This window comes from Ruegeria sp. CDSC085 (assembly GCF_059610465.1).
In genome coordinates, this window is record NZ_JBXWNR010000020.1 from 25502 (window position 1) to 45493 (window position 19992).

Consider the following 19992-nt stretch of genomic DNA (forward strand, 5'->3'; position numbering starts at 1 on the left):
CAGTGTATCAAGCGCTTGCCTTTTCTTTGGTCGTCGCTTTGGGCGTTGGCCCGCGCAGTTCCTCATAGTGGTCAAAGCTCAGCTTAACCCATCCAGTGCCGCGCGTGGCGCTTGCGAGTGTGCGATGCAATTCATCCTCGGCAACGGCGGGAATCAGAGCGTTGAAGATCTCCCAGCCTGATGCGTTGGGATTGCCTTCAAATCCCAGAACTTGCCCTTGCAGAGAGCTGATTGTTGGCACGAGATCGCCCACAAAATCGGATGGCAGGTGGATTTCAGCATTCAGGATCGGCTGTAAAACAACCGGTTTGGCCTGAGGCAGCGCTTCACGCACGGCGTTCTTGCCTGCGGTGCGGAAGGCATAGTCGGAACTATCTACGTTGTGGTGTTTCCCGTCTTTCAGTGTCACTTTGACATCGACTACGGGAAAGCTTTCGGGGCCTTGCTCCAGCGCGTCCTTGGCTCCGTGTTCCACTGACGGGATGTAGTTCTTGGGAACCGCTCCGCCTTTGACCACCTCTTCGAACTGGAACCCCGATCCGCGTGGCAGGGGCGCGACCGAGATCACCACATCCGCGAACTGCCCAGCCCCGCCGGATTGTTTGCGATGCCGGTGGCGATATTCGACAGGTTTTCGAATGGTTTCACGATAGGCGGTTTCGACCTGATCGGCTTGAATCTCGATCCCGAAATCCTCGGCCAGCTTGGTAGTCACGCGTCGCATGTGCTGCGGACCTTGAGAACCAAGAACGGCGTGGCCGCTCAGCTCATCCTGTTGCAGGTGAAGGCCGGGGTCGATTTCGGCCAGACGGCTCAGGGCGTTGGAGAGGCGCACATCGTCCCGCTCATGCACTGGTGAGACGATCTGGCGATGCGCCACTGGATGCGAGGACGCCCATTCCGGCAGCTCCGTCGCTGAATTGCTGTCATAGATGTAACAAGGGTTGAGATGATCGGACTTCACTGCCAGACCAATCTGCCCGGCCTCCAGTGTCGCGATTTGGGTTTTGGCATCCAGCGTTGTCAGGTTGCCGACGGTCTCACCGCCCAAGGCCTCATGGGCTTGCACGCCGTCCCCAAGGCCGCGCAGAACGACGATTTTTCCGATGTGTTTTTTGACATCTGCAAAACCGGCAATTGCGCGGGCGCTGTCTGCAGCCTCGTCGCGCCCGGCGGCGATATCAAACTCGGGGGCTTCGTGCCGTAGCGCTTTCATCAGGCGCGTCAGCCCGTTGCCGTGGCTCGCGGCCCCCAGGCAGGCGGGGATCAACTGGTGATTCTGTAGGACCTGCGCGGCCAGGTCATAAACTTCGTCACTTGGCGGCAGTTTGTCTTCGATCAATTGCTCCAGAAGGGTGTCATCGAAATCGGACAAGGTCTCAAGCAGCTCGGTTCGGGCCTCCTGCTCACGGTCTTCGACGGATTTAGGCAGTTCGATCAGGGCCGAGGGTTGGCCCTCCTGATACTTCCAGGCCCGTTCCGAGATCAGATCGACCGCCCCGATGATCGTATCTCCTTCGCGGATCGGCACTTGACGCAGGGCGATGTGATGGGTGCAATATGTTTGCAGTGAGGCGATGATATCGCGGATGCGGCCGTTGGGATTGTCCATCCGGTTGATGAACAGAAAACAAGGGATGCCGGCCTCTTCTACCAGTCGCAGGTAGGGCGCGCACAATACTGCGGCATTCGGGTCGGGGGGCACGACAACCACGGCGGCGTCCGATATTGCCATTGCGGGTCCGACATAGGCCAGAGCATCGCCGCCCCCGTCAACGTCGATCGCGCACCAGGGCTCGTCCAAGTAAGAAAAACCGTGCAAATGCACGGTTCCGGAAACATCGAATGTGGTGGGGCGCCCGTCGAGGCGGCTGATAGCCTCGACAAGCGTAGATTTGCCCGATTGGCTGGGCCCGAGGACGGTAAAAACGCGCATGAGTGTTGTCCCTCTTTCAGGTTGCAGATTGGCTGCACGAAAGGGACCGACCGACGCATTGGCGCCGACAAGGATTGTCTGTATTTTGCCCGCCTCAGGCCGCAGGGCAAGATGCCACCCTACAGTATGAGTGTGGGAAAAACCGCAGGCGTGCGTCAAGCCCCTGATGTGTTTTGCGCGTCACGGGCCGAATGTTGCCCGTAGAAAAGGGTCAGATGGCCGAGCTGTGCCCGGCTTTGCTGAGGTCATAGGCATCAAAGCTACGGGCGATCATCCGGGTCAGCGCACGCGCTTCGGGCGGTACGAAAAGCCCGTCTTCGGTGATCTGCAGCATTCCGTCGAAGGATGCATTGGCTGCGCGATACATCTCGTCCAGTTCAGCGGCTGATACATCGTGATCCCGCAGGATTTCCGACGTGTCGATTTTGAAATCGCACATCAGTGCCTCGATCAGGCGGGCACGCAGAATGTCCTGACCTTTAAAGAGGTGCCCTCGGGATGTTGAAAACTGCCCATTGCGAATGGCTTTGGTATGGGCAGAGGTGGCCGGAGCGTTCTGCGCATAACCTTGCGGAAATCGCGAGATCGAGCTGGCCCCGACACCAATCAGTATATCGGCCTGATCGTCGGTATAGCCCTGGAAGTTCCGCTTGAGGCGGCCCGCGTGCAAAGCGTGGGTAAGCCCGTCATCCTGAGTGGCGAAATGGTCGATGCCTATCTCGGCATAATTGTCCCAAAGGAACAAACGCCGGGCCGTGTCGAACAACTCGAGGCGCTGTTCCGGTGTTGGCAGGGCGTCCGAAGGAATCAGCTGCTGCCGCTTGGCCATCCAAGGCACATGGGCATAGCCGTAAAGCGCCACGCGATCCGGGCTGAGCGACAGGAGTTTCTGTACGCTTTCCGTCATGCGCGCCTTGGTCTGATGCGGCAGACCGTAAAGAATATCCGCATTCAGGCTGGTGATGCCACGTTCGCGGATCATGTCGATGGCATCGCGTGTTGTGTCGTAGCTTTGGATGCGGCCGATGGTTTTTTGAATTTCGTCATCGAAATCCTGCACTCCGATCGAGGCACGGTTCATGCCCGCGTCTGCCAGCGCATCCAGACGCGCCTCATCAATCTCGTTCGGATCGATCTCGACCGAGAATTCGGCATCAGGCCCCATGGGCACGATACCCAGGATGTGTTGTGCTAATTCGCGCATCAGTTGGGCGTTCAGCAACGTTGGCGTGCCGCCGCCCCAATGCAGGCGCGACAGAACCACACCTTCGGGCAAGCGTGCTGCCAGAAGATCCAGTTCGGCCTTCAGAACGTCGGCATAGGCGATCACCGGATTGTCGGTTTGTGTCCCTTGCGTCCGGCAGGCACAGAACCAGCAAAGTCTGCGGCAGAATGGGACATGGACGTACAGCGAAACAGCACTGCCGGGTGTGATCCCGGAAATCCAGTCGCCAAACATATCTGCTCCCACGTCGTTGCTGAAGTGGGGGGCGGTGGGGTAGCTTGTGTAACGCGGTACTTTCGCGTCAAATAGTCCAAGCTTTGCCAATTGTGGTTTCACTATCATGGCGATACCCTTAGGCGACAGATGACATAGGTGCTTTGATGGAGATCAAGTGGGAACGCGCATGACAGTAAAAGCACAATTTGACCATTCAAATTGCGGAGATTGCCCGATACGTCATCGTGCCGTCTGCGCTCGCTGTGATGCTGACGAGCTGGAAGAGCTTGAAAGCATTAAGTATTATCGCAGTTTCGAGGCGGGTCAGACGATCATCTGGTCTGGGGATCCGATGAGTTTTGTCGGCTCGGTTGTGGCCGGAATTGCATCGTTGACTCAGACGATGGAAGATGGACGCACCCAGATGGTTGGTCTGCTGCTGCCCAGCGACTTCGTTGGCCGCCCGGGTCGCGATACAGCACCTTACGATGTTCAGGCGACGACGGATGTCGTGATGTGTTGTTTCCGCAAGAAACCATTCGAAGAGATGATGGACCAAACCCCGCATATCGCCCATCGCCTTTTACAGATGACTTTGGACGAGCTTGATGCTGCACGCGAGTGGATGCTGGTTCTGGGGCGAAAGACCGCCCGTGAGAAGATTGCCAGCCTGCTGTCAATTATTGCTCGCCGGGACGCATCGGTAGGTCAAAAAGGTCTGTCAGGCACTATCGTTTTCGATCTGCCGCTGACCCGAGAAGCCATGGCGGATTATCTGGGCCTGACGCTCGAGACGGTCAGTCGCCAGATATCGGCTTTGAGAAAAGACGGGGTGATAACGCTTGAAGGCAAGCGGCACGTGACCATCCCCGATCTGGGTCGCCTGATGGAAGAGGCGGGCGACGATTCGGATGGCGGTTTTCTGGTTTAACGTGAACCACATATAAAAAGTGACAACCGGCGCAGCGTTTGTTGCGGGATTGTCCAACTTAGGAGCACGGCATGGAATTCAGCAGTTTGTTGGCAATGCTGTTGATCGGCGCAATCGCCGGTTGGCTGTCTGGCAAGATCATGGAAGGCCGGGGGTTCGGTCTTTTCGGCAACATCATTGTCGGAATCGTCGGCGCGTTTCTTGCGGGGTTGGTTTTTCCGGCACTTGGATTTGCCGTTGGCGGCGGCCTGCTGTCGTCTATCTTCTTCGCAACAGTAGGCGCCGTGATCCTATTGTTCCTGATAGGCCTCATCCGCAGAGGATGACAAAAGCCGCCAAGTCAGGCGGCTTTTGAATGGCGGATCAATGGGCAAGGAATACGGGAACAGTAGACTGCTCCAGCATGTTGCGGGTTGCTCCACCCAGAATGGCCTCGCGGAAACGGGAATGGCCATAGGCACCCATCACGATCAGATCCGATTCTGTATCGGATGCGTGGCGGTTGAGAATATCCGACACGCGCGTCATGCTTTTGCTCAGCACATCAATCTCACATTTGACCCCGTGACGGGCCAGCATCTGTGACAGCATTCCGCCCGGATCAGACCTGTCGGGCCCATGGCGGGGGGGGTCGATGACCACGATTCGGACCAGCTCGGCCTGTTTCAGGAAGGGCAGGGCGTGACGAATGGCGCACATGGCCTCTACGCTTTCGTTCCAACCTATCATGATATTGCGCGGCACCGTCAGGGGTTCGACGTCGTCCGGTACGACCAGAACCGGGCAATGCCCCTCGAACATGGCGGCCTCAACGATGGGCTCGGCTTCGGCCCCACGGTCTTTGCCGTAGGGGTGCGGCAGGATCACCAGATCGGAAAACCGTGCCCTATGTGCAACGTGGCGTCCTATATCAGCAATTTGCGCGACGCCATGCTCGGCGGACCAGCGAACGCCGGACTTGCCAAGGTAATCATTGGCAAAGGACAACAACTCCTTGGCCTCGGCGTTGGCTCGGCTCAGTGTTTCCTGAACAATGAGCGCATTGGCACCCGCATAGTAATAACCTGTCTGACTGCGATCGACTCCAAGGCACAAGGCTTCGGCATGGGCATCCTGAGATTGTGCCAAAGCCACCATCTGCGCCAGAGCGGCGGGTGCTGTCTTGGTTTCGGTCATGACAGTGAGTAGAGATTTGTAAGTCATTGCGACCTCATGATTCGGGCATTTGGTCTCATGTGACCAGTTGGCCTATTTCCTCTACAATGCGTGTCACAGAAAACGCAGAACTGTCTTGATACAGATCAAAGCAGCAATAGCCGCCGTGCTTCAGAACGGCAGCCAGTCAAATGGGTTTCGCGCGTCATAAGAACCAAAAGCGCGCGGAGCATGGCAAAGGGACGCAATATGTCGAATTACATCAAGCTGATCGTGCTTGGTCTGATCGCGCTGTTTGCAGCGATCGGAACCAATTATGCACGCGATTTGGCGTATCAGGTACATGCGCTGCTGGTGATGCTTATCGCCGGTGGCTTGTTTATCTGGACGCTTCGAAACACTGACGAGCCAGATATTCTAGTCGACCGCTCGGGCGAATACATGGATGACGTGATCCGTTATGGCGTGATCGCAACCGCCTTCTGGGGCGTTGTCGGGTTCCTGGCCGGGACCTTCATCGCGTTTCAGCTTGCCTTTCCGGTGCTGAACTTTGAATGGGCACAGGGTTATCTGAATTTCGGTCGTTTGCGTCCGCTGCACACGTCGGCGGTGATTTTTGCCTTTGGTGGCAATGCGTTGATCGCAACCTCATTCTATGTCGTGCAACGTACCAGCGCCGCGCGCTTGTGGGGCGGCAACCTGGCGTGGTTCGTATTCTGGGGTTATCAGCTGTTCATCGTGCTGGCCGCGACCGGCTATGTTCTGGGCGGTACTCAGTCGAAGGAATATGCCGAGCCTGAATGGTATGTCGATCTTTGGCTGACCATTGTCTGGGTCGCCTATCTGGCGGTCTACCTGGGCACGATCATTAAGCGGAAAGAACCCCATATCTATGTAGCCAACTGGTTCTATCTGGCCTTTATCGTCACCGTTGCGATGCTGCACCTGGTCAACAACATGACCGTTCCTGTCAGCATTTGGGGTTCGAAATCGGTCATCGTCTGGTCGGGCGTACAAGACGCCATGATCCAGTGGTGGTACGGCCACAACGCGGTGGGTTTCTTCCTGACTGCGGGTTTTCTGGGCATGATGTACTATTTCATCCCTAAACAGGCCGAGCGCCCGGTATTCTCGTACAAGCTGTCGATCATCCACTTCTGGGCACTGATCTTCCTGTATATCTGGGCCGGTCCGCACCACCTTCACTATACCGCGCTGCCTGACTGGGCTTCGACGCTGGGCATGGTGTTCTCGGTGATCCTGTGGATGCCGTCCTGGGGTGGTATGATCAACGGTCTGATGACCTTGTCGGGTGCATGGGACAAACTGCGCACCGACCCGGTGATCCGGATGATGGTGATTTCGGTAGGCTTCTACGGCATGTCCACCTTCGAAGGCCCGATGATGTCGATCCGCGCGGTGAACTCGCTGTCGCACTACACCGACTGGACCATTGGCCACGTGCACTCGGGCGCGCTGGGCTGGAACGGTATGATCACCTTTGGTGCGTTGTACTTCCTGGTGCCCGTCCTGTGGAAACGGGAACGCCTGTACTCGCTGCAGATGGTCAGCTGGCACTTCTGGCTCGCCACGATCGGCATCGTTTTGTATGCCGCGTCGATGTGGGTCACGGGCATCATGGAAGGCCTGATGTGGCGCGAAGTGGATGCCAACGGCTTCCTGGTGAACTCGTTCGCCGACACCGTGGCTGCCAAGTTCCCGATGTACGTGGTGCGTGCTCTGGGTGGCGTAATGTTCGTCGCTGGTGCTGTGATCATGTGCTACAACCTGTGGATGACTGTGCGGAAAGCGCCGGCCAAAGAGGCCAGCCTGACCGTCGCGGTCCCGGCTGAATAAGGAGGGCCGGAGCAATGGCAATTCTCGACAAACACAAGATCCTCGAGACCAACGCGACCCTCCTGCTGATCTTCAGCTTTCTGGTCGTAACCATCGGTGGCCTGGTGCAGATCACACCGTTGTTCTATCTTGAGAACACTATTGAGAAGGTGGAGGGCATGCGCCCTTACACCCCTCTCGAGATGGCGGGGCGTGAGATCTATATCCGCGAAGGCTGCTACACCTGCCACAGCCAGATGATTCGCCCGATGCGGGACGAGGTCGAACGCTACGGTCACTACTCGCTGGCGGCGGAATCGATGTACGATCACCCGTTCCAGTGGGGGTCCAAACGGACCGGCCCTGATCTGGCCCGTGTCGGTGGCCGCTATTCGGACCAATGGCAGATCGATCACCTGCGGAATCCGCAATCCGTGGTGCCGGAATCGGTGATGCCGAAATACGGCTTCCTTGAGCATCGTAAAATTGACGGCAAGTACATCGGCGATGTAATGGCCACCAATGCTCTGGTCGGGACTCCTTACACCGAAGAGATGCTGGAAAACGCGCAAGCTGATTTCCTCGCTCAGGCTGACCCAGACAGCGACTATGACGGGCTGTTGGAGCGCTATGGTGACAAGGTCAATGTACGCAACTTTGACGGCCAGCCCGAGCTGACCGAAGCTGATGCGTTGGTTGCCTATCTTCAGATGCTGGGCACGTTGGTCGATTTTTCGACCTTCACCCCGGACGCAAGCCGCTAAAGGAGAATCGTGATGGAAGAATACACAATTCTCAGGCAGTTCGCGGATAGCTGGATGCTGTTGTTGTTGTTCGCCTTCTTCGTTGGCATCGTCATCTGGGTTTTCCGCCCCGGTGCCAGTAAGGAATACAACGACACCGCCAACATCCCCTTCCGGCATCAAGACAAACCCGCCACATCCAAGGAGGCGCGGAAATGAGCAAGACACCTGAAAAACAGCCGGGTGATCCGAACACAACCGGGCACAGTTGGGACGGGATCGAAGAGTTCGACAACCCGATGCCGCGCTGGTGGCTGTGGACATTCTATGTGACCATTATCTGGGGCGTGATCTACACGATCATGTATCCAGCATGGCCCTTGGTGCAGTCGGCAACTGCTGGCGTCATGGGATGGTCTTCGCGGGCTTTGGTCCAGCAGGAGATGGTCGCATTCGAAGAGGCTAACGCACCCTGGAATGCCAAGCTGGTGGAAACTCCGCTGGAAGACATCGCGAAGGACGCTGAACTTCAGCAATATGCCGTGAACTCCGGTGGTGCCGTGTTCCGTACCTGGTGCGCACAGTGCCACGGTTCCGGTGCACAGGGCGCGCCTGGTTTCCCGAACCTGCTGGATGACGCCTGGCTCTGGGGGGGGACGATGGAAGACATCGTCTACACCGTCAACTATGGTATCCGGAACGAAGAAAGCGACGATGCACGCTATTCCGAGATGCCTGCCTTCGGTGAAATCCTCGAGGATGATGAAATCACGCAGGTGGTTCAGTATGTCATGTCGCTGAGCAACGCACAGACCGACGATGCGGCGGCTGAGGCGGGCAAGGTTGTCTTCGAAGACAACTGCGCGTCCTGTCACGGCGAAGATGGTACGGGTGACATCTTCCAGGGGGCACCGAACCTGACCGACGCTATCTGGCTATATGGTGGCAGCGAAGAGACTCTGACTGAAACTGTGACCTACAGCCGCTTTGGCGTCATGCCGAACTGGGATGCCCGCCTGACCGAGGCGCAGATCCGTGCGGTATCCGCCTATGTCCACCAGTTGGGTGGTGGTCAGTAAGACCTAGAGGGCAACCTTCGGGCGGTTCGCCGCCCGAAGGCTGTAGCACCGGCTGTTCCATCTGTTCGCGCGTTTCCTGAACAGCCGGTGCTCTTTTACACTACTTTCCTGTTGTATTGCCATTCAGTTCTGCGCAACGAGGTCTGCTCATATGCGTTGGGGTGGGGCGCAATCTCGGGCTGCGACAATTGGTCGGGACTCAGAGGGCCGCGCGTGCTCGATGCGGTTGGGTTCAAGCCACAAGCAGATTTTTCGCCAAAACCAGCTGAAAATCGGGTAAAATACGCCATTTCCAGCGCGGGCAATATGGGTTGATCTTCAAAAGATGTTTGCTCGATGCGCTTTTTGACCCATGTCAAAGTTTGCCCATGCATGATCTGGAACAAGACGTCTTCAGAAGACCCATTTGTGGAGCCAGCCAGTGAGCGATTCCGACCCCGCCCCCAGCCTTTACGCCGCGCGTGAACCGATCTTTCCAAGACGTGTTTCGGGGCCGTTTCGAAACCTGAAATGGATTATTCTCATTGTGACGCTGGGCATCTACTACGTGACGCCCTGGATCAGATGGGATCGTGGTCCCAGCCTGCCGGATCAGGCTGTTCTGTTGGATCTGGCAAATCGGCGTTTCTATTTTTTCTGGATCGAAATCTGGCCGCACGAATTTTACTTTGTCGCCGGTCTGCTGATCATGGCGGGTTTGGGCCTGTTTCTGTTCACGTCAGCTCTGGGTCGCGTGTGGTGCGGGTATGCATGCCCGCAGACCGTCTGGACGGATCTGTTTATTCTGGTCGAGCGCTGGATTGAAGGTGACAGAAACGCCCGCCTGCGCCTGCACCGTCAGGAAAAGCTCGATTTCCGCAAAGCTCGTTTGCGGGTCACCAAATGGACGGTCTGGTTTCTGATCGGTCTGGCGACGGGCGGTGCCTGGGTGTTCTACTTCGCGGATGCACCGACGCTGGCCCGTGATCTTGTGACGGGCAACGCGCATCCCGTCGCCTACACGACGATGCTGATCTTGACGGGTACAACTTTCTTCTTCGGCGGGTTCGCCCGTGAGCAGATCTGTATTTACGCGTGCCCATGGCCGCGCATTCAGGCGGCAATGATGGATGAGGACACGCTGGTTGTCGGCTATCGCGAGTGGCGGGGTGAGCCGCGCGGCAAAGGCAAGCGGACGGCGGATTCAGAGTTGGGGGATTGTATCGACTGTATGGCTTGCGTGAATGTCTGCCCTGTCGGTATCGATATCCGGGATGGTCAGCAGTTGGAATGCATCACCTGTGCCCTGTGCATCGACGCTTGTGACGACATGATGGCCAAGATCGGCAAACCACGAGGGCTGATCGACTACATGGCGTTGAGTGATGAAGCCCATGAGCGATCCGGAGAACCCCCCAAGAATGTCTGGAAGCACATTCTGAGGCCACGTACGATCATGTACACCGCATTATGGGCGCTGGTCGGATTCGGGCTTCTGTTTGCACTGTTCATCCGTTCTGACATCGATCTGACGGTCGCGCCGGTGCGTAACCCCACTTTCGTCACCCTGTCGGACGGAACAATCCGCAACACGTATGACGTTCGTCTTCGCAACAAGCACGGTGAAGACCGTCTGTTCAAACTGTCTTTGGCGGGCGATCCGGCGATGCGACTGGAAATTGAGGGAACCAAGATCGATACTGTGAATGTCACGGCGGATACGGCACAATTGACCCGTGTATATATCATAGCTCCTCGCAACAGCGGTCCGGCCGCAGCAGAGGCGACACCAGTGCGGATTTGGGTCGAAGACCTCAGCAGCGGCGAACGCGCATACAAGGACACCACGTTTAATGGACGAGGGAACTGATCATGGCCGAACGTAAATTCACCGGAAAGCACGCTTTGGCCGTGTTTGTCGGCGCTTTTGGCGTGATCATCGCGGTGAACCTCGTGCTGGCCTACAATGCCGTGAAGACGTTTCCCGGGCTCGAGGTGAAGAACTCCTATGTCGCCAGTCAGGCGTTCAACGAGAGATTGAAAGAACAGCGAGCGCTGGGCTGGACCGTTCGGGCGGAAACCAAAGGTGGTCTTCTGATCCTTCACATTACCGACGAAAGCGGTGCACCGGTTCAGGTGAGTGAATTGCAGGCGGTGGTTGGCCGGGCAACCCATGTACGCGACGACTTCGTACCCGACTTTACGTTCGACGGTACCGCCTATGCCACGCCTGCCACTTTGGGTAAGGGCAACTGGAATATCCGATTGGTGGCGCGTGACGGAAACGGTGCCGAATTCTCGCAGCGCGTTCCGCTGTACGTGAAAGGGTAAGCATGACGGCTCAGCTTTCATCCGGTACAGCAGCCTGCCCGGGCTGCCTTGCGGCCCCGGCAGAACCGGCCCGGCCCGTACCGGAGGATGTACAGATCGCTTTGTCGCTGCCGGGCATTCATTGCTCGGCCTGTATCGCGACGGTCGAGCGTGAACTGAACGCGCACCCCGGCGTCGAAGATGCCCGGGTGAATCTGACGCTCAAACGCGCGATGATAAAAGCCACGCCGGAAACGCGCGCAAGCGATCTGATCCCGGTGCTTGAACAGGCGGGATTCGAAGCACATGAGCTTGATCCGGGGGTTTTGTCCGCAACGCAGACGGACAAGGCCGGTCGTGATCTTCTGATGCGCCTGGCCGTGGCCGGGTTTGCATCCATGAACGTAATGTTGCTGTCGGTTTCGGTCTGGTCCGGTGCGACGGATGCAACGCGGGACATGTTCCACTGGATTTCAGCGGCCATTGCGCTGCCGGCCATTGCGTTCTCGGCCCAGCCGTTCTTTGTCAATGCCTGGAGCGCCCTGCGCGTGCGACGGCTGAATATGGATGTACCGATTGTACTGGCGATCCTGTTGGCGCTGATCACATCGCTGTGGGAAACCGCGTTGAGCGGCGAGCATGCCTATTTCGACGCTGCTCTGACATTGACCTTCTTTCTGCTGGCGGGACGGTATCTTGATTACCGTACCCGTGCTGCGGCGCGATCAGCGGCCGAGGAATTGACAGCGTTGGAAGTTCCCCGCGCCATTCGTGTGGTCGATGGGGCCGAAGACGAGGTTCCCGTTGCCGAGTTGCACGTCGGAGATCTGGTCCTTGTGCGACCGGGTGGGCGCATGCCGGTGGACGGCCAGATCGTGTCGGGCCAGTCCGAACTGGATCGATCCCTTCTGACAGGCGAGACGGTGCCAGTCTTTGCCGAAGCCGGGCAGGTTGTGAGCGCGGGTGAAGTCAACCTGACGGGTCCGTTGACAATCCGGGCAACGGCGGTCGGGGAAGACACGTCGCTCCATCGCATGGCTGATCTTGTAGCCATCGCCGAGTCTGGCCGGTCCCGCTATACCTCGTTGGCCGACAAGGCCGCCAAGCTCTATGCGCCCGGGGTTCATATTCTGTCGGCGCTCAGCTTTGTTGGGTGGTACATCTATTCCGGTGACTTGCGCACGGCACTGAACATCGCGGCGGCTGTTCTGATTATTACCTGCCCCTGCGCGTTGGGTTTGGCCGTGCCAGCGGTAACAACGGCCGCGTCGGGTCGGTTGTTCCGCAAGGGAATGCTGATCAAGCACGCCACTGCACTGGAGCGGTTGTCCGAAGCCGACACAGTTGTATTCGACAAGACGGGCACCCTGACATCCGGCGTACCGGAACTGGTCAATCTGGCAGACCATGCCCGCGCCAAGGTCGAGGTCGCTCTGGCGCTGGCCGAGGCTTCTGCGCATCCCTTGTCCGTGTCATTGGCAAAAGCGGCGCGTGCGGCAGGGATCAAACCAGCAAGTGTTCGAGGAATAGCCGAGGTTCCCGGCTATGGCACCGAGGGCGAGTTCCGTGGCCAACGTGTTCGTCTGGGTCGGGCGGCCTGGGTCGGCGCGGATCAGGGCACCAATACTTCGGCCTGGCTGGCAATCGGTGAAGACGCACCCGTGGCCTTCCGATTCTCGGACGTCTTGCGCCCGGGCGCCGCTGAGGCTGTAGATGCGCTGCGCGCTTCGGGCAAGCAGGTGCTTCTGATTTCAGGAGACTCGCAGGGGGCCGTGCGCGCATTGGCAGAAAAACTGGGGGTCAGGGATTGGATTGCCGAGGCTTTGCCGCAGGACAAGGCAAGACGCATTCAGGATCTCAGCGATGAAGGTCACAAAGTTCTGATGGTTGGCGACGGGCTGAATGATACCGCTGCTTTGACGGCGGCGCATGTGTCGATCTCTCCGGCTTCCGCGCTGGATGCGGCACGGGTCGCGTCGGATATAGTACTGTTGGGCAATGATCTTTCGCCTATTGCGGATGCGTGCGACACGGCTGTCAAAGCCACCAGGCGCATTCGCGAAAACTTCCAGATCGCAACCGTTTACAACGTGATCGCTGTTCCTCTGGCCGTGATTGGATTGGCGACACCGCTGATCGCGGCCTTGGCGATGTCGACCTCGTCCATTACCGTGTCCCTGAACGCCCTGCGGCTGAGGTAACCTGAATGGAAGTGCTTGCCTATCTGATCCCGATTTCCCTGTTCCTGGGGGGCGTTGGTCTTGCCGCCTTTGTCTATACCGTTCGTTCGAACCAGTACGAAGACCCCGAAGGCGACGCGCGCCGGATCCTAAGCGACGAATGGGATGACAAACCCAAACCCTGAACGAATGCCCCATAGAGGCAGAGATGAACCAACTGCCCTTGAAATTGTCGCAATGCCCGGATATGTCCGGCCCATCCGCTAGCAAAGAGAATACGCCAAATGGCCACTACCAATCCGATCCAGTTCATTCAGCAGGTCCGAGCCGAAGTCTCCAAGGTCGTCTGGCCGACCCGGCGCGAGGTGCTGTTGACCACGGTAATGGTCTTTATCATGGCCGCGCTGACGGCTGTATTTTTCGCTTTGGTCGATCTGGGTATCCGGGGCGGCCTGCAACTGATCCTGGGCGCGTTCAGCTAAGCAGTATCAGCGCGTTGAAACGTCTCTGCCCCCTTGCGTCGCGCGCAATGTCAGAGTAGGTGACGCGGTACTATTCGGAATGGGCGTGTGGCGATTCGGGCTGCGCGCCGCTTTTTATTCCGGATGGCGTGACGAGATTTTAATGACGGGTGTGTCCGGTACGCGGGATACCTCGAAGACAAACAAGGACGACAGGTTCATGGCGAAACGGTGGTACTCGGTCAGCGTTCTTTCGAATTTCGAAAAGAAGATCGCAGAGCAGATCCGCACGTCGGTGGCTGAACAGGGCCTTGAGGACGATATCGACGAAGTGCTGGTGCCCACCGAAGAGGTGATCGAAGTGCGCCGGGGCAAGAAAGTCACGACCGAGCGCCGTTTCATGCCCGGTTACGTGCTGGTACATATGGAAATGTCGGATCAGGGCTATCACCTGATCAACTCGATCAACCGCGTCACCGGTTTCCTGGGCCCTCAGGGGCGTCCGATGCCGATGCGCGATGCTGAGGTCAATCAAATCCTCAACCGTGTTCAGGAAGGTGAAGAAGCGCCCAAGCTGATGATCAGCTTCGAGGTTGGTGAAAAGGTCAAAGTCAACGACGGCCCGTTCGAGGATTTCGACGGCATGGTCGAAGGCGTGGATGACGAAAACCAGAAACTGAAGGTCTCGGTCTCGATCTTTGGTCGGGAAACCCCGGTCGAGCTGGACTTTACGCAGGTTACGAAGCAGGGCTGAGGAAACTCTCCTCGAGAATTGAAACGCCGTGATGCCAAGGGCAACGCGGCGTTTTTTGTTTAGGTATTCGCTGAAAACGTATCGACCTATTGCGCTTGAACCATAGCCGCGCGCAAGAGTTGCGGCCGGTCGGTCTGGGACGGCAGGAACACGGCTTGCGATCCGGCATCCAGCGCCGAAAGGCTCGCGTCATACCACTGCATCGCAAGGTCGCGGCGCTCCTGCACGCCGAAACCTTCGCGCAGATGGTGGCCAATCAGTTCGCCATAGGCGGGTTCACCCATTGCGACCAGCATCAGAGCAGACCCAAGAGCGGCATCCATGTTGTCCTGACGGTAGCCAATCGCCAGGCAGACCTTGCTTGTTGCGGCAAGATCTTGGGGGCTGAGCCCGGAGTCCAGCGCCAGCTTGCGCATCTGGGTTTCAGCCTCAGTTTTCGAGTTGATCGACAGAGCGTCAACTTGTGGAGCCACCATTTCACCATAAGAGTCGCATTGGGCGCTAACCTGATCCGGCGTCAGTCCCTGAATATCCTGAATCAGATCTTCACCGCGTGCCATCGCGTAACTGCGGGCAAGGCAGAACTGCTCGCTGAGCGCAAAGTCGGGATCGGACATGTTCGACAGGGTTGTATAGCCGCCATTGGTCGATGTTTGCAGCATGACTCCGCTGCAGCGATTGGCCAGCGACGGGCCTCCGGTACCGCCTGAAAACAGGCTCGGCAGGCTTGCAGACGCAGTTTCAGTCGTCTCGGGTTCGGGTTCCTGCGGTGTCGTAACCGGGACAGGTTGTACCGGCACGGCTTGTGCCGGGGCCTGAGGGGCAGCAGCCAGAGCAGAGCCCGTGTGCACCTGACGGCGATACGCCATCAACAGCGGTTGGCCCGAAAGCTGAGTGGCCGACTGCCCACCGCTTGTGGCCCAATAGTAGGCCTGCATCAAAAAGTCGGACTGATAGGGCTGAAAATCATAGCCGTTCACAGGATAGCCCATCGAGGCCTGATAGCGTTCGATTGCGGACCGGGTGCCACGACCGACCTGGCCATCGACCCTTCCTGCATTGTATCCGAAGTAATTGAGCGCGGTCTGGGTTTGCGCGCCCTGTGAAGTCGATGGGATGCCCGACCGGTAAGTTCGATTTGATGTGGTCGTTCTCTGCGACTTTTTCTTCTGTTGGTCCTTGCCAATCGCGTAGCCAACGATTCCGCCGACGACGGCGCCGCCGAGGAATTCACCAGCGTCCGCCCGCGCTGTCTGAGGGGCAGCTGCAGCAAGAGAAAAGGCGATGCCAAGAGTTAAAACTAAACGAAGTATCATAATTAACCTCCACCAAAATTCACTAATTTTTCGAAGTATAACACGGCCACGCGCTTTGTGGTGATGCAAGCACCAAAATCCCGATTGATGAGCGACTGATTTGTGGTTTTCGCCGTTTTTTTAAAATGTTAGTGGCATTCACAATTGCACTGCCAGTGGCCTACAATCTTTTAGGTGGCGAATAACCTTCCTGGTTTTGATTCGGTATATCCAGATTGCGGCGCCAACCACTTGTCATCTCTACTGATCCCCTGTAAACGCCGCCTCTATCGTCTTCGGGCGAGATTCTCTCGTGGGAGGTTGCAGGGATCGCGATCCCGGATCGGACCACGCAACATAATCTGGGTGGGACGCGTTTCACCTAAGTTGAAAGGAAAACCAAATGGCCAAGAAGCTTGCTGGTACAATGAAACTGCAGGTTCCTGCAGGACAGGCGAACCCGTCGCCGCCAGTTGGTCCGGCGCTGGGTCAGCGCGGCATCAACATCATGGAATTCTGCAAGGCGTTCAACGCCAAGACCGCAGACATGGAGCAAGGCGCGCCTTGCCCGACCGTGATTACCTATTATCAGGACAAGTCCTTCACCATGGACATCAAGACGCCGCCCGCGTCTTATTACCTGAAAAAAGCGGCTGGCCTGAAGCCGGTTGGCAAGCGGAACCGCCCTCGCGGTGCGGAAAACCCAGGTCGTGAGACTGTGGCAACCGTGACCTCGAAGCAGGTTCGCGAAATCGCCGAAGCCAAAATGAAAGATCTGAACGCCACCGACATCGAAGGCGCAATGCAGATCATCCTGGGCTCGGCCCGCTCTATGGGCATCGAGGTGAAGTAAGATGGCAAAACTCGGTAAACGTACCCGCACTGCGCGCGAAGCTGTCGCTGGCAAGGAAAACCTGTCGGTTGAAGAAGCGGTTGCCCTGGTCAAAGGCAACGCAACCTCGAAATTCGACGAGACCATCGAAATCGCGATGAACCTGGGCGTTGACACCCGTCACGCGGACCAGATGGTTCGTGGCGTCGTTGGCCTGCCGAATGGCACAGGTAAAGCGATGCGCGTCGCCGTATTCGCACGTGGCCCCAAGGCGGACGAAGCGAAAGAAGCAGGCGCAGATATCGTCGGCGCAGAAGACCTGATGGAAACCATTCAGGGCGGCACCATCGAATTCGATCGCTGCATTGCAACCCCGGACATGATGCCGATCGTCGGCCGTCTGGGTAAAGTTCTGGGCCCCCGCAACCTGATGCCGAACCCCAAGGTTGGCACCGTGACCATGGACGTGAAAGCCGCCGTGGAAGCAGCCAAAGGTGGTGAAGTTCAGTTCAAGGCGGAAAAAGGCGGCGTTGTTCATGCCGGTGTTGGCAAAGCGTCGTTTGACGAAGCCAAGTTGGTCGAAAACGTCCGAGCGTTTGTCACGGCTGTTGCCAAGGCGAAACCGTCGGGCGCCAAGGGCACCTACATGAAAAAAATCGCGCTGAGCTCGACCATGGGTCCTGGCGTGACCGTTGATGTGGCGGAAGCCGCGGGCGAATAAGCCCTAGATTTCCGATTTGAAGAATTGATCCCGGGTGGTGCGAACTGTCCGGGATTTTCTTTTGCGGGGTTCGGTGCAAAAGTGGCCAGCCATCCAATTCGCTGCTCGTCAAAAAAACGGACCCTCGCCATGGAAACCAAGCGCGTTCTCATTCAAAAATTTCTCAAGGGTCTGGAAACCGGTGACGCTATGGCGGCAGCGGTGGTCAATGAAGACAAGTATATTCAGCACAATCCTCAAACCCACGAAGGCAGTGAAGGTATTGCGGAATTGTTCGCGCGACTGTCAAAAACCTCGCCTAGGGTCACATTCAAACGGGTTTTCGAAGATGGCGATTTTGCCTTTGCGCATATCGAGTACGATTTCAGCAGTCTGCGCGCAGCGTTCGAGGTGTTTAGGTTCGAAGATGGAAAAGCCGTAGAGCATTGGGACAACATTCAGCCTTTGCGTGGTCCAAACCTCTCGGGGCGTGGAATGCAGGATGGCCACACTGAAATAGCGGATTTGGAGAAGACCGAAGAAAACCGGTCAACCAGCCGTGTGTTTGTCACGGAGGTCCTTATCGAGCGTCGGTTCGATAGGTTGGCAGAATTTGTGGCCGAAGACCTGAAACAGCACAATCCGGAAATGGCTGACGGCATCTCGGCACTCAAGAGCGTGTTGGAAGGTCGAAGCGCAAGCAATCTGGTGTTTGCTTACGAGACGTCGCACAGGGTTTTAGCCGAGGGCAATTTCGTTCTGTGTGTGTGCGAAGGCCAGAGAAATGGGGTTCATTCAAGCTTTTATGATTTGTTTCGGTGGGACGATGATCGAATTGTTGAGCACTGGAGCACGATCGAAGAGATCCCTCCGCGCGAAGAATGGAAAAACGATAACGGAAAGTTCTGACGCCACGTGGTCGGAGTTTGGGCGGTTTTTTGATCCGCTTTGGGTGCAATTTACCCCTTGGAAACCCCCTTTATCTGCCCTAATAAGACCTGCGGAACAAAGCGTGCGATTCGTCGTGCGCTTTGTTTTGTTTCGTCCAAGACGGTGGGTGGGTCCATTCGGCCCCTTAATTCCCTGCCTGAGACGGGTAAGACCAAAGAATTCTGGGGGTCCCGCCCTCGGGCGCATTTTGGCCAATCCCGTAACAACGGACCTGAACGCCGGAGCGAAAGCTGCGGCAAATATGAGCCGGGGTGAGATATCGCCCCAAACTTGGAGAGAACTGTGGATAGAGCCCAGAAAGAGAAAGTGGTCGAGGAACTCGGCCAAATCTTCGAAAGCTCTGGCGTCGTAGTGGTATCCCACTACGCCGGTCTGACAGTTGCCGAGATGCAGGACCTTCGCGCACGTGCTCGTGACGCGGGTGGTGCCGTGCGTGTTGCCAAGAACAGGCTCGCCAAAATCGCCCTTGAGGGTAAGCCGTGTGAAAGCATGGCCGACCTGCTGACAGGGATGACCGTTCTGACCTATTCCGAAGACCCCGTGGCGGCAGCCAAGGTGGCCGAGGACTTCGCCAAGGATAACAAGAATTTTGAGATTCTTGGTGGTGCAATGGGTGAGAACGCTCTGGACCGCAAAGGCGTCGAAACAGTTTCGAAAATGCCGTCTCGCGAGGAGCTTATTGCTTCGATCGTGGGCTGCATTGGCGCACCTGCTTCGAACATCGCCGGCGCGATTGGCGCACCTGCAAGCAACATCGCAAGCATCCTTTCCACCATCGAAGAGAAGGCGGAAGCTGCGTAAGCGGTTGGCACTGAATGATCTGCGTGGGGCAGATGCCCTGACGTTGGAACACACACTGTAAACGGAAAGAGCTGATAAAATGGCTGATCTGAAAGCACTCGCAGAAAGCATCGTGGGTCTGACCCTGCTGGAAGCACAAGAACTGAAAACCATCCTCAAAGACGAATATGGCATCGAGCCCGCAGCAGGCGGCGCAGTTGTCATGGCAGCCGGTGGCGACGCCGGTGGCGCAGCTGAGGAAGAAAAAACCGAATTCGACGTCGTCCTGAAGAACGCCGGCGCTTCGAAAATCAACGTGATCAAAGAAGTTCGCGGCATCACCGGTCTTGGCCTGAAAGAAGCCAAAGAGCTGGTCGAAGCTGGCGGCAAGATCAAAGAAGGCGTGTCGAAAGACGAAGCCGAAGAAGTCAAAGGCAAGCTGGAAGCAGCTGGCGCCGAAGTCGAGCTGGCCTAAGCCATTCGACAGGTGCATCACTGATGCGCCGCAAGATTTGGCTGGATCCGGGGAAATCCGGGTCCAGCCGAACCTGTCTCAGAAAGGGCCTCAGAACTTGGGGTGTTTTCTAAGACGCGGTTCGCGGATCGGGAGGCTGCCATTCGGGACGGTG

Annotated in this window: 22 protein-coding genes; 17 read left to right on the plus strand and 5 right to left on the minus strand. The window is 57.3% G+C overall.

Annotated features, from left to right (window positions below):
* Window positions 1-7 precede the first annotated feature (7 nt).
* Window positions 8-1936 carry an elongation factor G gene (locus AC2FJB_RS19740; RefSeq protein WP_496720325.1) on the minus strand — a complete coding sequence of 643 codons (1929 nt, stop codon included), beginning with the start codon at window positions 1934-1936 and terminating at the stop codon, window positions 8-10.
* A 211-nt stretch (window positions 1937-2147) separates the two neighbouring features.
* The gene (hemN, locus tag AC2FJB_RS19745; RefSeq protein ID WP_496720327.1) at window positions 2148-3503 is read right to left on the minus strand and encodes an oxygen-independent coproporphyrinogen III oxidase; all 1356 of its coding nucleotides are present in this window, start codon (window positions 3501-3503) and stop codon (window positions 2148-2150) included.
* Window positions 3504-3564: 61 nt separating this feature from the next.
* On the opposite strand from hemN, the gene fnrL reads away from it, so the two are divergent.
* Window positions 3565-4308, plus strand: coding sequence for a transcriptional regulator FnrL (fnrL, locus tag AC2FJB_RS19750; RefSeq protein ID WP_117872172.1), 744 nt, complete (start codon window positions 3565-3567; stop codon window positions 4306-4308).
* Window positions 4309-4379: 71 nt separating this feature from the next.
* Window positions 4380-4634 carry a GlsB/YeaQ/YmgE family stress response membrane protein gene (locus AC2FJB_RS19755; RefSeq protein WP_117872174.1) on the plus strand — a complete coding sequence of 85 codons (255 nt, stop codon included), beginning with the start codon at window positions 4380-4382 and terminating at the stop codon, window positions 4632-4634.
* 37 nt (window positions 4635-4671) lie between these two features.
* Here the strand turns inward: AC2FJB_RS19755 and AC2FJB_RS19760 are convergent, their stop codons facing one another.
* Window positions 4672-5511 (minus strand): universal stress protein, encoded by an 840-nt coding sequence (locus AC2FJB_RS19760; RefSeq protein WP_496685582.1) that lies wholly within the window; start codon window positions 5509-5511, stop codon window positions 4672-4674.
* 201 nt (window positions 5512-5712) lie between these two features.
* Between AC2FJB_RS19760 and ccoN the strand changes: the two genes are divergently transcribed.
* The 4 genes from ccoN to ccoP are packed head-to-tail and all read left to right on the plus strand — an operon-like array spanning window position 5713 to window position 9121.
* Complete coding sequence (gene ccoN, locus AC2FJB_RS19765; protein WP_117872179.1) at window positions 5713-7320, plus strand: cytochrome-c oxidase, cbb3-type subunit I; 1608 nt, start codon at window positions 5713-5715, stop codon at window positions 7318-7320.
* Between the two features lie 14 nt (window positions 7321-7334).
* Complete coding sequence (ccoO, locus tag AC2FJB_RS19770; RefSeq protein WP_117872181.1) at window positions 7335-8063, plus strand: cytochrome-c oxidase, cbb3-type subunit II; 729 nt, start codon at window positions 7335-7337, stop codon at window positions 8061-8063.
* Window positions 8064-8075: 12 nt separating this feature from the next.
* Window positions 8076-8261: a cbb3-type cytochrome c oxidase subunit 3 gene (locus tag AC2FJB_RS19775; RefSeq protein ID WP_117872183.1), complete on the plus strand. Its 186-nt coding sequence runs from the start codon at window positions 8076-8078 to the stop codon at window positions 8259-8261.
* On the plus strand, window positions 8258-9121 hold the full coding sequence (gene ccoP, locus AC2FJB_RS19780) for a cytochrome-c oxidase, cbb3-type subunit III (RefSeq protein WP_496720330.1): 864 nt from the start codon (window positions 8258-8260) through the stop codon (window positions 9119-9121). The genes AC2FJB_RS19775 and ccoP overlap by 4 nt, the downstream gene beginning before the upstream one ends.
* A gap of 95 nt (window positions 9122-9216) precedes the next feature.
* Here ccoP and AC2FJB_RS19785 read toward each other — a convergent pair whose 3' ends face one another.
* A complete protein-coding gene (locus tag AC2FJB_RS19785; RefSeq protein ID WP_496720331.1) occupies window positions 9217-9507 on the minus strand; it encodes a hypothetical protein in 291 nt (96 codons plus the stop codon).
* 35 nt (window positions 9508-9542) lie between these two features.
* On the opposite strand from AC2FJB_RS19785, the gene ccoG reads away from it, so the two are divergent.
* The 6 genes from ccoG (at window position 9543) to nusG (ending at window position 14805) form a co-directional block, all read left to right on the plus strand.
* Window positions 9543-10970, plus strand: a complete 1428-nt coding sequence (gene ccoG / locus AC2FJB_RS19790) for a cytochrome c oxidase accessory protein CcoG (protein ID WP_496720333.1) — start codon at window positions 9543-9545, stop codon at window positions 10968-10970.
* 2 nt (window positions 10971-10972) lie between these two features.
* Entirely contained in the window at window positions 10973-11431 is a 459-nt protein-coding gene (locus tag AC2FJB_RS19795; protein WP_496720335.1) for a FixH family protein, read from the plus strand.
* Between the two features lie 2 nt (window positions 11432-11433).
* Entirely contained in the window at window positions 11434-13611 is a 2178-nt protein-coding gene (locus AC2FJB_RS19800; protein ID WP_496720337.1) for a heavy metal translocating P-type ATPase, read from the plus strand.
* A gap of 5 nt (window positions 13612-13616) precedes the next feature.
* Window positions 13617-13775 carry a cbb3-type cytochrome oxidase assembly protein CcoS gene (ccoS, locus tag AC2FJB_RS19805; RefSeq protein ID WP_117872195.1) on the plus strand — a complete coding sequence of 53 codons (159 nt, stop codon included), beginning with the start codon at window positions 13617-13619 and terminating at the stop codon, window positions 13773-13775.
* A 99-nt stretch (window positions 13776-13874) separates the two neighbouring features.
* On the plus strand, window positions 13875-14072 hold the full coding sequence (gene secE, locus AC2FJB_RS19810) for a preprotein translocase subunit SecE (RefSeq protein ID WP_050605011.1): 198 nt from the start codon (window positions 13875-13877) through the stop codon (window positions 14070-14072).
* Between the two features lie 199 nt (window positions 14073-14271).
* Window positions 14272-14805: a transcription termination/antitermination protein NusG gene (nusG, locus tag AC2FJB_RS19815; RefSeq protein WP_117872965.1), complete on the plus strand. Its 534-nt coding sequence runs from the start codon at window positions 14272-14274 to the stop codon at window positions 14803-14805.
* An 86-nt stretch (window positions 14806-14891) separates the two neighbouring features.
* Here nusG and AC2FJB_RS19820 read toward each other — a convergent pair whose 3' ends face one another.
* Window positions 14892-16121: a peptidoglycan-binding domain-containing protein gene (locus AC2FJB_RS19820; RefSeq protein WP_496720339.1), complete on the minus strand. Its 1230-nt coding sequence runs from the start codon at window positions 16119-16121 to the stop codon at window positions 14892-14894.
* 382 nt (window positions 16122-16503) lie between these two features.
* On the opposite strand from AC2FJB_RS19820, the gene rplK reads away from it, so the two are divergent.
* The 5 genes from rplK to rplL all read left to right on the plus strand — a co-directional run bounded on the left by rplK (window position 16504) and on the right by rplL (window position 19838).
* A complete protein-coding gene (rplK, locus tag AC2FJB_RS19825; protein WP_117872199.1) occupies window positions 16504-16953 on the plus strand; it encodes a 50S ribosomal protein L11 in 450 nt (149 codons plus the stop codon).
* Between the two features lies 1 nt (window position 16954).
* Window positions 16955-17653, plus strand: a complete 699-nt coding sequence (rplA, locus tag AC2FJB_RS19830) for a 50S ribosomal protein L1 (RefSeq protein ID WP_299901780.1) — start codon at window positions 16955-16957, stop codon at window positions 17651-17653.
* 129 nt (window positions 17654-17782) lie between these two features.
* Window positions 17783-18541, plus strand: a complete 759-nt coding sequence (locus AC2FJB_RS19835) for a nuclear transport factor 2 family protein (RefSeq protein WP_496720341.1) — start codon at window positions 17783-17785, stop codon at window positions 18539-18541.
* 324 nt (window positions 18542-18865) lie between these two features.
* On the plus strand, window positions 18866-19384 hold the full coding sequence (rplJ, locus tag AC2FJB_RS19840) for a 50S ribosomal protein L10 (protein WP_010441181.1): 519 nt from the start codon (window positions 18866-18868) through the stop codon (window positions 19382-19384).
* Between the two features lie 79 nt (window positions 19385-19463).
* Window positions 19464-19838, plus strand: a complete 375-nt coding sequence (rplL, locus tag AC2FJB_RS19845; protein WP_037314964.1) for a 50S ribosomal protein L7/L12 — start codon at window positions 19464-19466, stop codon at window positions 19836-19838.
* Window positions 19839-19992 lie beyond the last annotated feature (154 nt).

What these genes read in the sequence shown, in the direction of transcription:
- AC2FJB_RS19760 (WP_496685582.1), bottom strand. Translation starts at nt 5,511, where the DNA reads ATGACTTACAAATCTCTACTCACTGTCATGACCGAAACCAAGACAGCA.
- ccoO (WP_117872181.1), top strand. Translation starts at nt 7,335, where the DNA reads ATGGCAATTCTCGACAAACACAAGATCCTCGAGACCAACGCGACCCTC.
- nusG (WP_117872965.1), top strand. Translation starts at nt 14,272, where the DNA reads ATGGCGAAACGGTGGTACTCGGTCAGCGTTCTTTCGAATTTCGAAAAG.
- rplL (WP_037314964.1), top strand. Translation starts at nt 19,464, where the DNA reads ATGGCTGATCTGAAAGCACTCGCAGAAAGCATCGTGGGTCTGACCCTG.
- rplA (WP_299901780.1), top strand. Translation starts at nt 16,955, where the DNA reads ATGGCAAAACTCGGTAAACGTACCCGCACTGCGCGCGAAGCTGTCGCT.
- secE (WP_050605011.1), top strand. Translation starts at nt 13,875, where the DNA reads ATGGCCACTACCAATCCGATCCAGTTCATTCAGCAGGTCCGAGCCGAA.
- hemN (WP_496720327.1), bottom strand. Translation starts at nt 3,503, where the DNA reads ATGATAGTGAAACCACAATTGGCAAAGCTTGGACTATTTGACGCGAAA.
- AC2FJB_RS19755 (WP_117872174.1), top strand. Translation starts at nt 4,380, where the DNA reads ATGGAATTCAGCAGTTTGTTGGCAATGCTGTTGATCGGCGCAATCGCC.
- AC2FJB_RS19820 (WP_496720339.1), bottom strand. Translation starts at nt 16,121, where the DNA reads ATGATACTTCGTTTAGTTTTAACTCTTGGCATCGCCTTTTCTCTTGCT.
- AC2FJB_RS19795 (WP_496720335.1), top strand. Translation starts at nt 10,973, where the DNA reads ATGGCCGAACGTAAATTCACCGGAAAGCACGCTTTGGCCGTGTTTGTC.
- AC2FJB_RS19740 (WP_496720325.1), bottom strand. Translation starts at nt 1,936, where the DNA reads ATGCGCGTTTTTACCGTCCTCGGGCCCAGCCAATCGGGCAAATCTACG.
- rplK (WP_117872199.1), top strand. Translation starts at nt 16,504, where the DNA reads ATGGCCAAGAAGCTTGCTGGTACAATGAAACTGCAGGTTCCTGCAGGA.
- fnrL (WP_117872172.1), top strand. Translation starts at nt 3,565, where the DNA reads ATGACAGTAAAAGCACAATTTGACCATTCAAATTGCGGAGATTGCCCG.
- ccoN (WP_117872179.1), top strand. Translation starts at nt 5,713, where the DNA reads ATGTCGAATTACATCAAGCTGATCGTGCTTGGTCTGATCGCGCTGTTT.
- AC2FJB_RS19835 (WP_496720341.1), top strand. Translation starts at nt 17,783, where the DNA reads ATGGAAACCAAGCGCGTTCTCATTCAAAAATTTCTCAAGGGTCTGGAA.
- AC2FJB_RS19800 (WP_496720337.1), top strand. Translation starts at nt 11,434, where the DNA reads ATGACGGCTCAGCTTTCATCCGGTACAGCAGCCTGCCCGGGCTGCCTT.
- ccoS (WP_117872195.1), top strand. Translation starts at nt 13,617, where the DNA reads ATGGAAGTGCTTGCCTATCTGATCCCGATTTCCCTGTTCCTGGGGGGC.
- AC2FJB_RS19775 (WP_117872183.1), top strand. Translation starts at nt 8,076, where the DNA reads ATGGAAGAATACACAATTCTCAGGCAGTTCGCGGATAGCTGGATGCTG.
- ccoP (WP_496720330.1), top strand. Translation starts at nt 8,258, where the DNA reads ATGAGCAAGACACCTGAAAAACAGCCGGGTGATCCGAACACAACCGGG.